We start from the raw sequence: 12,395 nt of genomic DNA on the forward strand, positions 1-12,395 counted from the left end.
GTCAGTCGTTCACGCGGCCCAGGTACGACCCGTCGCGGGTGTCGACCTTGACCTTGGTGCCCTGGTCGAGGAACAGCGGGACCTGGACCTCGGCACCGGTCTCCAGCGTGGCGGGCTTGGTGCCACCGGTCGAGCGGTCGCCCTGCAGGCCCGGCTCGGTGTAGGTGATCTCCAGGACGACCGACGGGGGCAGCTCGACGTAGAGCGGCACGCCCTCGTTCATGGCCACCATGACGCTCATGCCCTCGAGCATGTAGTCCTGGGCGCCGCCCACGACGGTGGTCGAGACCGGGATCTGGTCGTAGGTGTCGGTGTCCATGAAGACGAAGTCCTCGCCGTCCATGTACAGGTACTGGTAGTCGCGACGGTCGACGTTGGCCGTCTCGACCTTGGCGCCGGCGTTGAACGTCTTGTCGACCACCTTGCCCGAGAGCACGTTCTTGAGCTTGGTGCGGACGAACGCGCCACCCTTGCCCGGCTTGACGTGCTGGAACTCGAGAACGGACCAGAGCTGGCCGTCGATGCGCAGCACGGTGCCGTTCTTGATGTCGTTGGAGGTAGCCACGGTGTTGTTCGTCCTCGACAGGTCTCGGGAAAGGATGGTCAGCCGGAGGGCCCGGCGGGGTGCCAGCACCCCGGGCCGCAGAACGGCCCGGAACAGTCTACAGGGACACCAGCAGCGCCTGCCCCGCCATCCCGAGCGACCCTGCCCACACCAGCGACGCCAGGCTGCCCACGACGAAGCGCTCGCCGGCCACGGGGTGCTCGCGCAGCTCGGGCAGCCGGCCCAGCGCCTTGACCGCCACCACGACGGCGACGCCCTCCGGGTAGCCGGCCAGCAGCGTGCCGCTGATCGCGAACCGCTCCAGCAGCCCGATCCAGGTCCCGTTGCCCAGCACCGCCAGTGCCTCGGCCTGTGCCTGCGCCGCGGTGCGCGACTCGGCGTGCCGCAGCACGAGCGGGACGAGCCAGGCACCCAGCCCGACGCTGAGGGCGAGCGTGGCCACCCAGATGCCGACCGTCCACCACACGTCCATCGCCTCAGTCCTCCCCCGCGCCGTCGGCGGCGCCCGCCGCCGCGTCGGCCGCCCGGAGCAGCCGGGCCGCCAGCGGGCGGACCGCCTGCTCCTCGGCCCACAGAGCGGTGCGCAACCGCTGGCTGACCGCTTGCTCGCTCACGCCCAACGCCTCCGCCGTCTCCCGCTGCGGCGCCGCCGACGCCTCGTGCCGCCCGAGCGTATCGACGGCCTCCCAGCCGGCCGCGGACCGACGCGCCGCGACCGCACCCAGCAGCCGCAGCAGCGCCTGGGCGTCCGCGGCGATGGTGGCCCCCGGCTCCTCCGCCGTCCCCACGACGGCGACCGGGACGACGTGCCCGCGACGCTTGGCGTCCTCGACGGCCTCGCGCGCCCGGACGAAGGCAGGTCCGGAGGCCGCCCGCGACGCGGCGGGCAGCGGTTCGTGCACGACGCCGACCCCGACGCCGACCGACCAGCCTCCCTCGCGCAGGAGGTCGGCCACGACGGCCACCGCCAGGGCCGCCCCGTCGTCGCCGTCGAGCACCCCCTGGACCTCGTCGCCGACCGTGCGGTCGAACGCGACCCGGACCCCGGCCCGCGGGCGGCCGTCGTCGGTCGTGCGGTCGCCGAGCAGCTCGAGCACCTGCGGCACCAGGTCGCCGCGCGAGGTGCTGCCGCGCTGGTCGACGGTCAGGACGATCACGCCTCAAGCATAGAGGCTTGATGGTTACCGATCAAGACTCGGTGCTTGATAGATGCTTGTCTAGCGTGAGAGCTTGTGCGCCACGGCCTCGAGGGCCAGACGGTAGGAGTCGAAGCCGAACCCCGCCACCGTGCCCGTCGCGATCCCGGCGACGACGGAGTAGTGCCGGAACGACTCCCGGGCGGCCGGGTTCGACAGGTGCACCTCCACCAGCAGCAGCGACGACGTCGTCACCTGGGCGGCCGCGTCGCGCAGCGCGTAGCTGTAGTGCGTGAAGGCCGCCGGGTTCAGCACCACGTGCGACCGCGTGTCCACCGCCTCGTGCAGCCACCGCACGAGCTCCGCCTCGTCGTCGGTCTGCCGCACCTCGACGTCCAGGCCCAACCGGGTCCCCCACCCGTCGGACTCGACGCGCAGGTCCGCCATCGACGCGTGGCCGTAGATCTCCGGCTCGCGGACGCCGAGCCGACCGAGGTTGGGGCCGTTGAGGATCATCACGTGCGGCGTGTCAGTCATGCCCCGAGCCTAGCCAGCAGGGCGGCGCCGTCGGTGTCACCGTGCCGACCAGCCGCTCCACCGCGTCGGCACGAGCCGGACCACCGGGCCCTCGGGTCGCCACCGGCGGTAGGGGGCGTACCGCTGCGCCAGCGCGTCGAGCGCCTCCTCGCGACCGGTGCCGTCCAGGCGCACGGCGCCGTCGACCCGGACCCACCACAGCCGGTCCCAGTCGTCGTCGTAGCGGTCGACGAGCATCGCCGCGCGCGGGTTGGCCCGCAGGTTGCGCAGCCGGCGCAGGTCGGCCGACCGCTTCGGCTTGTGGTCCACGGCCGTGACGACGTCGACCCGCTCGGGATCGCCGTCGAGTCCGGGCGCGAGCGCGAAGGTCACCGGCACCAGGTGCGGGACGTCCCCGGCCGTCGTGGCCAGGACGGCGCGACGCTCCGCCGCGAACCGGCGACGGCAGGTCTCGGCGTCGAGGGCCGGCACGGCTAGCCCGGTCTCCCGGCGTGCATCGCGTCGATCTCCTCGCGACGCAGCACCACGAGGCGCTCCACGACGTCGTCGGGCAGCGGATGCCCGGGGCGGAACCCGACGGATCCCTTGGTGACCCGGAAGCCTTCCAGCCGGTCCGCGAGCGCCGCGACCACCGCCGGGCTGAACGGGTACACCCCGACGTGCCGGGCCGTGGCGACGACGCTGAGCAGCGGGCTGTCGCGGTACCGCAGGGCGGGCATGCCGTAGCTCCTGCCCTCGGTGGCCTCCGGGACCGTCCGGCGGGCACGGTCCAGGACGTGGGCGACCGCCTCCCGGTCCGGGCCGTCCAACGACTCCACGTACGCGCTGACCACTCCCACCGCGTCCATGCTGCGCCGCGGCGCTCGTGCTCGCCAGCGCGGACGGTCCGTGGTCGCGGCTCAGCGCTCGGCGGGGTCGGTGACCACGAGCATGAGCACGAGCCCGGCCAGGAGCACGGCGACGATCGCCAGCGTGCCCCAGAGGGTGGCGCCGGTCAGGGCGATCACGGCGGTCCACAGCGCCGGGGTGAGGAAGGAGACGGCGCGCCCGGTGGTCGCGTACAGGCCGAACACCTCGGACTCGCGGCCCGCCGGGGTGACGCGTGCCAGGAAGGACCGGGAGGCGGACTGAGCCGGTCCGACGAACGCGGTCAGGGCCAGGCCGGCGACCCAGAACACGCCGGTGCCCAGGGGGTAGAGCGCCACGATGACGGTGCCGCACAGCACCAGGGCCGCCAGCGACCACAGGATGACGGTCCGCGGCCCGAGCCGGTCGTCGAACAGCCCGGCCACGATGGTGCTCACCCCGGCGATGAGGTTCGCGGCGATGCCGAAGACGATGACCTCGGTGTCGTCGAACCCGTAGGAGACGGCGGCGACGATCGCGCCGAACGTGAACACCCCGGCGAGTCCGTCGCGGTAGACGGCGCTGGCCAGCAGGAACCAGAAGGTGGTGCGGGCGTTCCGCCACAGGTCGACGACGTCGCGCCACAGCTCGACGTACCCGGCGAAGAACCCCACCCGCGGCCGGTCGGCGGCGGCGGGCGCCTCCGGCACGCGACGGAACAACGGCCAGGCGAAGGCCACGGCCCACAGGCCGCACCCGAGGGCGATGGCGCGGTAGCCCCAGCCGTCGGAGGTGTCCATGCCGAAGAAGTCGGCGCCGTCGGCCACGACGACCAGCACCAGCGCGACGATGCCGCCCACGTACCCCAGTCCCCAGCCGAGCCCGGAGACCCGACCGACCGTGTCGCGGGTGGAGACCTGGGTGAGCATGGCGTTGTAGTTCACCCCGGCGATCTCCCCCGCCACGCTGCCCAGCGACACCAGCGCGGCCCCGAGCGCGAAGTACGCCGGGTCGGCCCGCACGAAGCCGAGACCGAACATGGCCGCGACGAGCACCACGGTGCCGCCGGCGAGCCAGGCCTTGCGGCGCCCGGTGACGTCCGCGCGACGGCCGAGGACCGGGGCGAGCAGCGCGACCAGCACTCCCCCGACGGTGATCCAGGCGCCCAGCCCGCTGGACAGCGTGGCCAGGGCGCTGTCGCGGGCCGGGTCGTCGGCGGCCAGCGCCGCGGCGTCGGGCTCCAGGAAGGCGTCGCTGGTCAGGTACAGGGCCGTGAACACGAAGGTGACGATCACCGTGTTGAACGGCTGGGTCGCCCAGTCCCACAGCGCCCAGGCCACCACCCGGCGGCGGCGCTCGGTCGGGGGCAGCGCGGCGAACGCGGCCGAGGCGTCGTGGCCCGAGGGTGCCGCCGGTGTGGGGTCGCTCATGGTCGGTGAGTCTTCCGCATCGCGGTGAACACCGGGTAGCGCGCCACGCAGGCCCGGACGGCGCGGCCGCCGCGCGTCAGGCCGACCGGCGCGGCGGCGGGTCGCCCGCGAGCGCCCAGCGGATCGCCCGGGTGGCCACGTGCCCGCCGGCACGCACGAGGGCGGGTTCGCCGTGCAGCGGCCAGGGGGCGGGCGTCAGCTCCTGGGCCCAGCGCGGCATCGAGGCGTACGAGGCGGCGCCGAGGAGGGCGTAGGGGGCCCGGGCGAGGCGCGGCAGGGGCGGCTCGGACAGCAGGAAGCGCGCGACGTCGCGGGAGGCGTCGGTGGCCTCGAGCTCGTCGCGGTACTCGCCGAGGGCGGCACGCAGCGCGGCGAGGGTGCGCGGCGGACGCTCGGCGCCGAGCCGGTCGGCGACGGTCGCGGTCTGGGCGAGGTAGGCGTCGCAGCCGGCGCGGTCGAGGGGGCGGCGTCCGTAGCGCTGGTGGGCGGCGAGGAAGCTGTCGACCTCGGCGACGTGCACCCAGCGCAGCAGCCACGGGTCGTCGGCGGCGTAGGGGCGGCCGTCGGGGGTGACGCCGCGGACGCGGGCGTGCACGGCGCGGACGACGTCGACGGCCTGCTGGGCGTCGTCGGCGGTGGCGAAGGTGGTCTCGGCGAGGAAGGTGCTGGTGCGCCCGAGGCGTCCCCACGGGTCGCCGCGGTAGCCGGAGTGGTCGGCGACGGCGGCCATGGCCAGGGGGTGGAGGGACTGCAGCAGCAGGGCGCGGACCCCGCCGACGAACATCGAGGCGTCGCCGTGCACGCGGGCGACGGCGGAGTCGTCGGCGAACCAGCGTGGCCCGGGGCTGGTGTGGATGCGTTCGCGCGCGTCACGGCCGGCGCTGCCGCCGGAGACCTGTTCGAACAGCAGGCGGCCGGCTCGGCGCTGGAGGCTGCGCAGGGGAGATCGCACGGCACCATTCTGCGTGCCCGCGGGCGATGCTCGGGTAGGTTGCCCGTGTGCGCGAGGACACCGTGGCGACGACCTGGCGGCGCGACGACCTGCTGGGCGCGCCGTTCGAGAGCACGGCGCTCGGCGCCGCGACGCTGGTGCGCTCGGCGTCCGCCCCGGCGCGTCCGCGGGCGGTGGTGCTGCACGTGCACGGCTACAACGACTACTTCTTCCAGGACCACCTCGCCCGCGCCCTCGAGGAGCGCGGGCACGCCCTGGTGGCCGTGGACCTGCCGGGGGCGGGACGCTCGCTCGTCGAGGGCCGGGTCCCGCACTTCGTGACGGACCTGCGCGACCAGGGGCCCGCGCTGACGGCGGCGGTCGGCGCCGCGCGCGAGCTGGCCGGCGGCGCCCCGGTGGTGCTGCACGCCCACTCCACCGGCGGGCTGCTGGCCGCGCTGTGGGCGCACGCGCACCGCGGCCGCGGCGAGATCGACGCGCTGGCGCTGGACAGCCCGTTCCTGGACCTGCACGCCTCGTGGCTGCAGCGCACCCTGGGCACGTGGGTGCTCGACGCCGTCGGGCCGTGGTCGCCGACGGCGGTGCTGTCGGCGACGCCATCGGTGTACGCCACCCACCAGCTCGCGGCGCACGGCGGCCGGTGGGAGTTCGACGTCCGGCTGAAGAAGCCGGGCGGCGAGCCGGTGCGGGCGGGCTGGCTGCGGGCGGTACGCCGCGGTCAGGCCCGCGTGGCACGCGGGCTGGCGATCGACGTGCCGGTGCTCGTGGCCCGCTCGGACCGGTCGGGACCGGACTCCGTGGCCAACCCGGACCTCGACGTCCAGGACACGGTGCTGGACGTCGCCCAGATCGCCCGGCTGGCGCCGCGGCTGGGCGACCGTGTCGACATGCTGACGGTGCCGGGCGGCGTGCACGACCTGCTGCTGTCCCGCGAGGAGCCCCGGCTGCGCTACCTCACCGGTCTGATGGGCTGGATCGACGACGTCGTGGCAGGGTCGGGGGCATGACCCGCAGCCACAGCACGCACCCGTACTTCGATCCGCACCCCGGATCCCCCGGCCGGGGGGTCGTCGCGCTGGCGCACCGGGGCTTCTCCCACGAGCAGCAGAACCTCGAGAACTCGATGGCGGCGTTCGCCGCGGCCGTCGACCTCGGCTACGGCTACGTCGAGACCGACGCCCACGGCACCCGCGACGGCGTGGCGGTGGCCCTGCACGACTCGTCCCTGGACCGCACGACGGACAGCTCCGGCGAGGTCGCCGACCTGACCTGGCAGCAGGTCTCCCGGGCCCGCATCGGTGGCGAGGAGCCGGTCCCCCGGCTGGACGACCTGCTGGGCACCTGGCCGGACCTGCGCGTCAACATCGACGTCAAGGGCGACTCGAGCATCGAGCCCGTGGCCGAGGCGGTCGAACGCACCGCGAGCCACGAGCGGGTGTGCGTCACCTCGTTCTCCCCGGGCCGGCGCCGGCGGACCCTGGCCAGGATGTCGCGGCCGGTGGCCACCAGCGCGGGCACGACCGAGGTGCTCGGGTTCCTCGCGGGAGCCCGGCTGCGCGTCCCCGGCCTGGTGCAGCGGGCGCTGCGCGACGTCGCCGCCCTCCAGGTGCCGCCCGCCCAGGGCGGCGTGACGGTCGTGGACGCCGCCACCGTCGCCGCGGCGCACCGGGCGGGCCGGCACGTGCACGTGTGGACGATCGACGAGCCGGACGAGATGCGCCGGCTGCTCGACCTCAACGTCGACGGGATCGTCACCGACCGTGCCGACCTGCTGCGCGACGTGCTGCGCGAGCGCGGCCTGTGGCCCTGACGACCGATACCGCCCGTTGTGGGCATGAAATATGCAACCCCGAACGGGTTCGGGTTGCATATTTCATGCCCACAACGAGCCGGCGGGCGGGTCAGGCGCCGAGCTGGACGGTGACCCCGGGGCTGCCCGACGGCGGCTCCTTGGAGATCTCCGCGTAGGCGGCGGCCAGCACGGTGGGGTCCGGGCCCTCGAGCCGCACCGGCTTGGCGACGTCGTCCAGGACGACGAAGCGCAGCAGGTCGCCGCGTGCCTTCTTGTCGCGGCGCATCGCGGCCAGCAGCTGGTCCCACCGGTCCCCGCGGTACGTGGTCGGCAGCCCGACGGCGGTGAGGATCTCCCGGTGGCGGTCCACGACGGCGTCGTCGAGCTTGCCGCCGAGGCGCCCCAGCTCGGCGGCGAAGACCATGCCCACGGCCACCGCCGCGCCGTGCCGCAGCTGGTAGCGCTCGACGAGCTCGACGGCGTGCCCGAGGGTGTGACCGTAGTTGAGGATCTCGCGCAGGCCCTGCTCGGTGAGGTCCTCGCCCACGACGCGCGCCTTGACGCGCACCGACCGCTCGATGAGCTCGGTCAGCACCGCCCAGGTCTCCTCGGTGGCGTCCGGGCCGGCCCACTCGCGGAGGGCCTCGGCGTGCTCCTCGACCAGCTCGAGGATGCGCTCGTCGGCGATGAAGCCCGTCTTGATCACCTCGGCCATGCCGGCCACGAGGTCCCATCGCCCCAGCGACTCCAGCGCCGCGAGGTCGCACAGCACCCCGGCCGGCGGGTGGAACGCGCCGACGAGGTTCTTGCCCTCGGCGGTGTTGATGCCGGTCTTGCCGCCGACGGCCGCGTCGACCATGGCCAGCAGCGTGGTGGGCACGTGCACGACCTTGATGCCGCGCAGCCAGGTGGCCGCGACGAACCCGGCCAGGTCCGTGGTCGCGCCGCCGCCGACGGCCACGATCGCGTCGGAGCGCGTGAAGTCCGCCTGGCCCATGACCTGCCAGCAGAACGCCGCGACCTGGGCGGTCTTCTGCTCCTCGGCGTCCGGCAGCTCGGCGGCGAAGGCCTCGTAGCCCTGGGCGGCCAGGTCCTCGCGCACGGTCTCGCCGGTGGCCTGCAGCGACGCCGGGTGCATCACCAGCACGCGGCGCACCCCCTCGCCGAGCAGCGTGGGGATCTCCCCGAGCAGGTGGCGACCCACGACGACGTCGTAGGGCTGGGCGCCGGACACGGTCACGCGGACCGTCATGAGCGGACCTCCTGAAGGATCTCGTCGGCGACCTCGGCGGCGGTGCGGTCGTCGGACAGCACCGCCACGGTGGCCAGCCGTTCGTACGTGGGGCGGCGGGCCTGCATCAGCTCGGCCCACCGGGCGCGCGGGTTGCCGACCAGCAGCGGCCGGGAGCGGTTGAACCCGACGCGGGGCGCGGCCTGGGCCAGGGACACGTCGAGGAAGACGACCGTGCCGCCGTCGGCGGCGTACCCGGCCAGCGCGCTCTGGGTGTGGGTGTCCATGACGGCGCCGCCGCCGAGGGCGAGCACGCCGTCGTGGGTGGCCAGCGCCGTGGTGACGGCCTCGCGCTCCAGGTCGCGGAAGTGCGGCTCGCCGTCGTCGACGAAGATGTCGGCGACCGGCTTGCCCGCGGTCGCCTCGACGTCGGCGTCGGTGTCCCGGAACGCCACGCCGAGGCGCTGCGCCAGCAGGGTGCCGACGGTGGTCTTGCCGCTGCCGGGCGGGCCCGTGAGCACCACCCGCGGTCGTGTCGCCGTCATCGCAGCAGCTCGGGGATCGACGCGAGGTAGGACTCGGCGTTGCGTCGCACCTCGGCCACCGAGTCGCCGCCGAACTTCTCCAGGACGACCTGCGCCAGCTCCAGGGCGACCATCGCCTCGGCGACGACGGCGGCCGGCGGCACCGCGCACACGTCCGAGCGCTGGTGGTGGGCGGTGACCTCCTCACCGGTGGCGACGTCCACGGTCGCCAGGGCGCGCGGCACGGTGGAGATCGGCTTCATGGCGGCCGAGACCCGCAGCACCTCGCCGTTGGTCATGCCGCCCTCGATCCCGCCGGCCCGGTTGGAGCGGCGCACGATGCGGCCCTCGGCGTCCCGCGCGATCTCGTCGTGCGCGGCCGAGCCCCGGCGCTGCGCGGTGCGGAAGCCGTCGCCGACCCCGACGCCCTTGATCGCCTGGATACCCATGAGGGCACCGGCGAGGCGGGCGTCCAGCCGGCGGTCGGAGTGGGTGTACGTGCCCAGGCCCGTCGGCACGTCGTAGGCCAGCACCTCCACGACCCCGCCGAGGGTGTCGCCGTCCTTGCGGCAGGCGTCGATCTCGGCCACCATCGCCTCGCTGGTGGGCCCGTGGAAGCACCGCACCGGGTCCGCGTCCAGCGCGGCGACGTCGTCGGGCGTGGGCAGGTCGGCGTCCTCGGGGACCTCGACCGGGCCGATCGCGGTGACGTGGCTGACCAGCCGGATGCCGAGCGCCTGCTCGAGGAACTTCGCCGCGGCGGTGCCGAGCGCCACGCGCGTGGCGGTCTCGCGGGCGCTGGCCCGCTCCAGGACCGGCCGGGCGTCGTCGAAGCCGTACTTGCGCATGCCCACCAGGTCCGCGTGCCCGGGACGGGGCCGCGTCAACGGGCGGTTGCGGGCGATCTCGCGCTCGTCGCCGGTGCCGGCGTCGCGCAGCAGCGCCTCCCGGGGCACCGGGTCGGCGGACATCACGTCCACCCACTTGGGCCACTCGGTGTTCGCGATCTCGATCGACAGCGGACCGCCCTGGGTCACACCGTGGCGCAGCCCGCCCAGGACGCGGACCGCGTCCTTCTCGAACTTCATCCGGGCGCCGCGGCCGTAGCCGAGACGACGCCGGGCCAGGGCGTCCTGGATGTCCGAGGTGACGATCTCCACCCCGGCGGGCAGGCCCTCCATGAGGCCCACCAGGGCCTGACCGTGCGACTCTCCCGAGGTCAACCAGCGCAGCATGGTCGCGATTCTGTCACGCCTGCCCGGCCTCCGGCGCCGACGGTCGGATGGCGGACGTCACGCGCCGCAGCCCGCGCCGACGGGTGCTCAGGCCGCCTCGGCGCCGAGGGCCTGCTGCAGCGCCGCGTCCATGGCGTCCACCGGTCCGGGTCGGCCGGTCATCAGGCGCACCTGCTCCACGGCCTGGTGCAGCAGCATCCGCTCGCCGCCGACGACGGTGCCGCCGGCCGCGGCCCAGGCCTGGGACAGCGCGGTGGGCCGCGGGTCGTAGACGGCGTCGAGCAGCACCCCGCCGGCGCGCACGCCCTGGGAGCGCAGCGACGCGGCCACGGGGTCGGCGGCGTAGGCCGGCATGGTCGAGACCACCACGTCCGCGCCGGCGAGCACCTCGGGGGCCGTGCCGGCGTCGAGCACCTCGTAGCGGGGCGTGACGCCCATGCGCGCCGCCGCCTCCTGCAGCGTGGCCGTGCGGGCCAGGTTGCGCGCGAGCACGCGCGGCGCGGTGCAACCGAGCTCGCCGAGGGCGGCCAGCGTCGAGGCGGCGGTCGCTCCCCCGCCGAGCACGACGGCGCGCTGCACCGGGACCTCCGGTGTGCCGTGGCGCTCGGCGAGGCCCTCGCGGATCGCCTGGACCAGTCCGTGCACGTCGGTGTTGGTGCCCGTCAGGCTCACCCCGCGCTGCGCGGGCGACACGAGCACCGTGTTCACGGCACCGACGGCGCGGGCCAGCGGGTCGACGTGGTCGACCAGCTCCATGACCGCGTGCTTGAGCGGCATCGTCACGCTCAGGCCCGCCCAGGAGAGGTCCAGGCCGCGCACGAGGTCGGGCAGCTGCTCGACGGTGGTGTCGATCGCCGTGTACCGCCACCCGTCCAGGCCGAGCGCCTCGTAGGCGGCGCCGTGCAGGGTGGGCGAGAGCGAGTGCGCGACCGGGTGCCCCAGGACGGCCGCGCGACGGGTCGCGGGCATCAGTAGCCGTTCTCCTCCTGCCAGGCACGCAGCTCGGCGACGTTCTGCTGGTGCTCGTCGAACGTCTCGGCGAACTTGGTCTCGCCGGTGTCGAGGTTCACCGTCGTCCAGAAGATCCAGTCGCCGTCGGCGGGGTCGACGACCGCCTCGACCGAGGCCGCTCCCGGGTTGGCGATGGGCCCCGGCGGCAGGCCGGCGTGCTGGTAGGTGTTGTAGGGGTTGCTCGGGTCGTTGGTGTCGTCCCGCGTCAGCTCCGTGCCGGGGATCCCCAGCCCGTAGGCCACGGCGGCGTCGATCTGCAGGCGCTGGTCGACGTCGAGCCGGTTCTCGATGGCCCGGGCCATCCTCGGCCGGTCCTCGGCCGCCCGCGCCTCGCGCTCGACCAGGGACGCCTTGATCAGGACGTCCTGACGGTCGCCGTTGTCCACGCCGAGCGAGTCGAGCTCGGCCTTGGTCTGGTCGATCATCGTCGACAGCAGGTCCTCGGCCGTGTCGCCGGGCTGGACCGCGTAGGTCTTCGGGAACAGCCAGCCCTCGGCGTCGCCGTCGGCCTGGCCCGGCAGCCCGATCTTCTTCGGGGTGCCCAGCGCGGCCTCCATCTCGTCCCGCGTGATCGGCGTGACCGAGGCGACCTTGTCGATGATCTGCTCGACCGTGTACCCCTCCGGGATCGTCACATTGGTCTCGACCTTCTCGTTCGCGACCAGCGACTGCACCGCGTCCGCGGCGCTCATCTGGGTGTACAGCTCGTAGGTGCCCGGCTGGATGCCCGAGGCGCCCGGCGTGGACTCGAAGGCCTGGTTGAAGGCGCCCACGCTCGCCACGACGTCGGCCTCCTCGAGGACCGACCCCATCATCGACCCGGTCGCGCCCTCGGGGATCTCGATCTGCACGGGCTCCACCCCCGGCCCCGCGTAGTCCTCGGGCGCGGAGTCGAAGAGCTCGAAGCCGGACAGCATGCCGCCGACCCGGTCGATCAGCAGGTAGCCGCCGACGCCGAGCACGCCGAGCAGCACGACGAGGATGATCGCGGTGCGGCGCTGGCGCTGCCGTCGGCGCTTGCGCGCGGCCCGCTTGCTCGCCGCCGAGCGCGCCCGCGACGTCGACGGCGGCGGTGCCTGCCGCTGGGCGGTGGTGGGCTCGAAGAGTTCCGTCACGCCGGAATCATCCTTCTCCAG

The 12,395-nt window shown here is 74.5% G+C and carries 15 protein-coding genes; 2 read left to right on the forward strand and 13 right to left on the reverse strand.

Annotated features, from left to right (window positions below):
- Position 1: 1 nt before the first annotated feature.
- From efp to V5O49_RS08290, 8 genes are all read right to left on the reverse strand, one after another.
- Positions 2-565 (reverse strand): elongation factor P, encoded by a 564-nt coding sequence (gene efp, locus V5O49_RS08255; RefSeq protein WP_278234498.1) that lies wholly within the window; start codon positions 563-565, stop codon positions 2-4.
- A gap of 97 nt (positions 566-662) precedes the next feature.
- Positions 663-1,037, reverse strand: a complete 375-nt coding sequence (locus V5O49_RS08260) for a hypothetical protein (protein WP_278234499.1) — start codon at positions 1,035-1,037, stop codon at positions 663-665.
- Between the two features lie 4 nt (positions 1,038-1,041).
- Positions 1,042-1,722 carry a hypothetical protein gene (locus V5O49_RS08265; protein WP_332901806.1) on the reverse strand — a complete coding sequence of 227 codons (681 nt, stop codon included), beginning with the start codon at positions 1,720-1,722 and terminating at the stop codon, positions 1,042-1,044.
- Between the two features lie 60 nt (positions 1,723-1,782).
- Positions 1,783-2,238, reverse strand: a complete 456-nt coding sequence (locus tag V5O49_RS08270) for a type II 3-dehydroquinate dehydratase (protein WP_278234501.1) — start codon at positions 2,236-2,238, stop codon at positions 1,783-1,785.
- A 36-nt stretch (positions 2,239-2,274) separates the two neighbouring features.
- Complete coding sequence (locus V5O49_RS08275) at positions 2,275-2,709, reverse strand: TIGR03668 family PPOX class F420-dependent oxidoreductase (RefSeq protein WP_332901807.1); 435 nt, start codon at positions 2,707-2,709, stop codon at positions 2,275-2,277.
- 2 nt (positions 2,710-2,711) lie between these two features.
- Positions 2,712-3,086 carry an iron chaperone gene (locus V5O49_RS08280; protein WP_332901808.1) on the reverse strand — a complete coding sequence of 125 codons (375 nt, stop codon included), beginning with the start codon at positions 3,084-3,086 and terminating at the stop codon, positions 2,712-2,714.
- 51 nt (positions 3,087-3,137) lie between these two features.
- The gene (locus tag V5O49_RS08285; protein WP_332901809.1) at positions 3,138-4,514 is read right to left on the reverse strand and encodes an MFS transporter; all 1,377 of its coding nucleotides are present in this window, start codon (positions 4,512-4,514) and stop codon (positions 3,138-3,140) included.
- A gap of 76 nt (positions 4,515-4,590) precedes the next feature.
- Positions 4,591-5,466 carry an oxygenase MpaB family protein gene (locus V5O49_RS08290; RefSeq protein ID WP_332901810.1) on the reverse strand — a complete coding sequence of 292 codons (876 nt, stop codon included), beginning with the start codon at positions 5,464-5,466 and terminating at the stop codon, positions 4,591-4,593.
- Positions 5,467-5,513: 47 nt separating this feature from the next.
- Between V5O49_RS08290 and V5O49_RS08295 the strand changes: the two genes are divergently transcribed.
- A complete protein-coding gene (locus V5O49_RS08295) occupies positions 5,514-6,473 on the forward strand; it encodes an alpha/beta hydrolase (protein ID WP_332901811.1) in 960 nt (319 codons plus the stop codon).
- Entirely contained in the window at positions 6,470-7,276 is an 807-nt protein-coding gene (locus V5O49_RS08300; RefSeq protein ID WP_332901812.1) for a glycerophosphodiester phosphodiesterase family protein, read from the forward strand. The genes V5O49_RS08295 and V5O49_RS08300 overlap by 4 nt, the downstream gene beginning before the upstream one ends.
- Before the next feature lie 91 nt (positions 7,277-7,367).
- Here the strand turns inward: V5O49_RS08300 and aroB are convergent, their stop codons facing one another.
- The 5 genes from aroB to mltG form a co-directional block, all read right to left on the reverse strand.
- Entirely contained in the window at positions 7,368-8,510 is a 1,143-nt protein-coding gene (aroB, locus tag V5O49_RS08305) for a 3-dehydroquinate synthase (RefSeq protein WP_332901813.1), read from the reverse strand.
- The gene (locus tag V5O49_RS08310) at positions 8,507-9,034 is read right to left on the reverse strand and encodes a shikimate kinase (RefSeq protein WP_332901814.1); all 528 of its coding nucleotides are present in this window, start codon (positions 9,032-9,034) and stop codon (positions 8,507-8,509) included. The genes aroB and V5O49_RS08310 overlap by 4 nt, the downstream gene beginning before the upstream one ends.
- Positions 9,031-10,248: a chorismate synthase gene (gene aroC, locus V5O49_RS08315; RefSeq protein WP_278234510.1), complete on the reverse strand. Its 1,218-nt coding sequence runs from the start codon at positions 10,246-10,248 to the stop codon at positions 9,031-9,033. The genes V5O49_RS08310 and aroC overlap by 4 nt, the downstream gene beginning before the upstream one ends.
- Before the next feature lie 87 nt (positions 10,249-10,335).
- Entirely contained in the window at positions 10,336-11,217 is an 882-nt protein-coding gene (locus V5O49_RS08320) for a shikimate dehydrogenase (protein ID WP_332901815.1), read from the reverse strand.
- Positions 11,217-12,374, reverse strand: a complete 1,158-nt coding sequence (mltG, locus tag V5O49_RS08325; RefSeq protein WP_278234512.1) for an endolytic transglycosylase MltG — start codon at positions 12,372-12,374, stop codon at positions 11,217-11,219. The genes V5O49_RS08320 and mltG overlap by 1 nt, the downstream gene beginning before the upstream one ends.
- Between the last annotated feature and the right edge of the window lie 21 nt (positions 12,375-12,395).

Source organism: Isoptericola haloaureus, from assembly GCF_036689775.1.
Classification (GTDB): domain Bacteria; phylum Actinomycetota; class Actinomycetes; order Actinomycetales; family Cellulomonadaceae; genus Isoptericola; species Isoptericola haloaureus.

Excerpts from the sequence above, each read along its gene's own strand:
- V5O49_RS08260 (WP_278234499.1), bottom strand. The coding sequence starts at position 1,037 with ATGGACGTGTGGTGGACGGTCGGCATCTGGGTGGCCACGCTCGCCCTC.
- V5O49_RS08270 (WP_278234501.1), bottom strand. The coding sequence starts at position 2,238 with ATGACTGACACGCCGCACGTGATGATCCTCAACGGCCCCAACCTCGGT.
- V5O49_RS08280 (WP_332901808.1), bottom strand. The coding sequence starts at position 3,086 with ATGGACGCGGTGGGAGTGGTCAGCGCGTACGTGGAGTCGTTGGACGGC.
- V5O49_RS08285 (WP_332901809.1), bottom strand. The coding sequence starts at position 4,514 with ATGAGCGACCCCACACCGGCGGCACCCTCGGGCCACGACGCCTCGGCC.
- V5O49_RS08300 (WP_332901812.1), top strand. The coding sequence starts at position 6,470 with ATGACCCGCAGCCACAGCACGCACCCGTACTTCGATCCGCACCCCGGA.
- aroB (WP_332901813.1), bottom strand. The coding sequence starts at position 8,510 with ATGACGGTCCGCGTGACCGTGTCCGGCGCCCAGCCCTACGACGTCGTC.
- V5O49_RS08310 (WP_332901814.1), bottom strand. The coding sequence starts at position 9,034 with ATGACGGCGACACGACCGCGGGTGGTGCTCACGGGCCCGCCCGGCAGC.
- aroC (WP_278234510.1), bottom strand. The coding sequence starts at position 10,248 with ATGCTGCGCTGGTTGACCTCGGGAGAGTCGCACGGTCAGGCCCTGGTG.
- V5O49_RS08320 (WP_332901815.1), bottom strand. The coding sequence starts at position 11,217 with ATGCCCGCGACCCGTCGCGCGGCCGTCCTGGGGCACCCGGTCGCGCAC.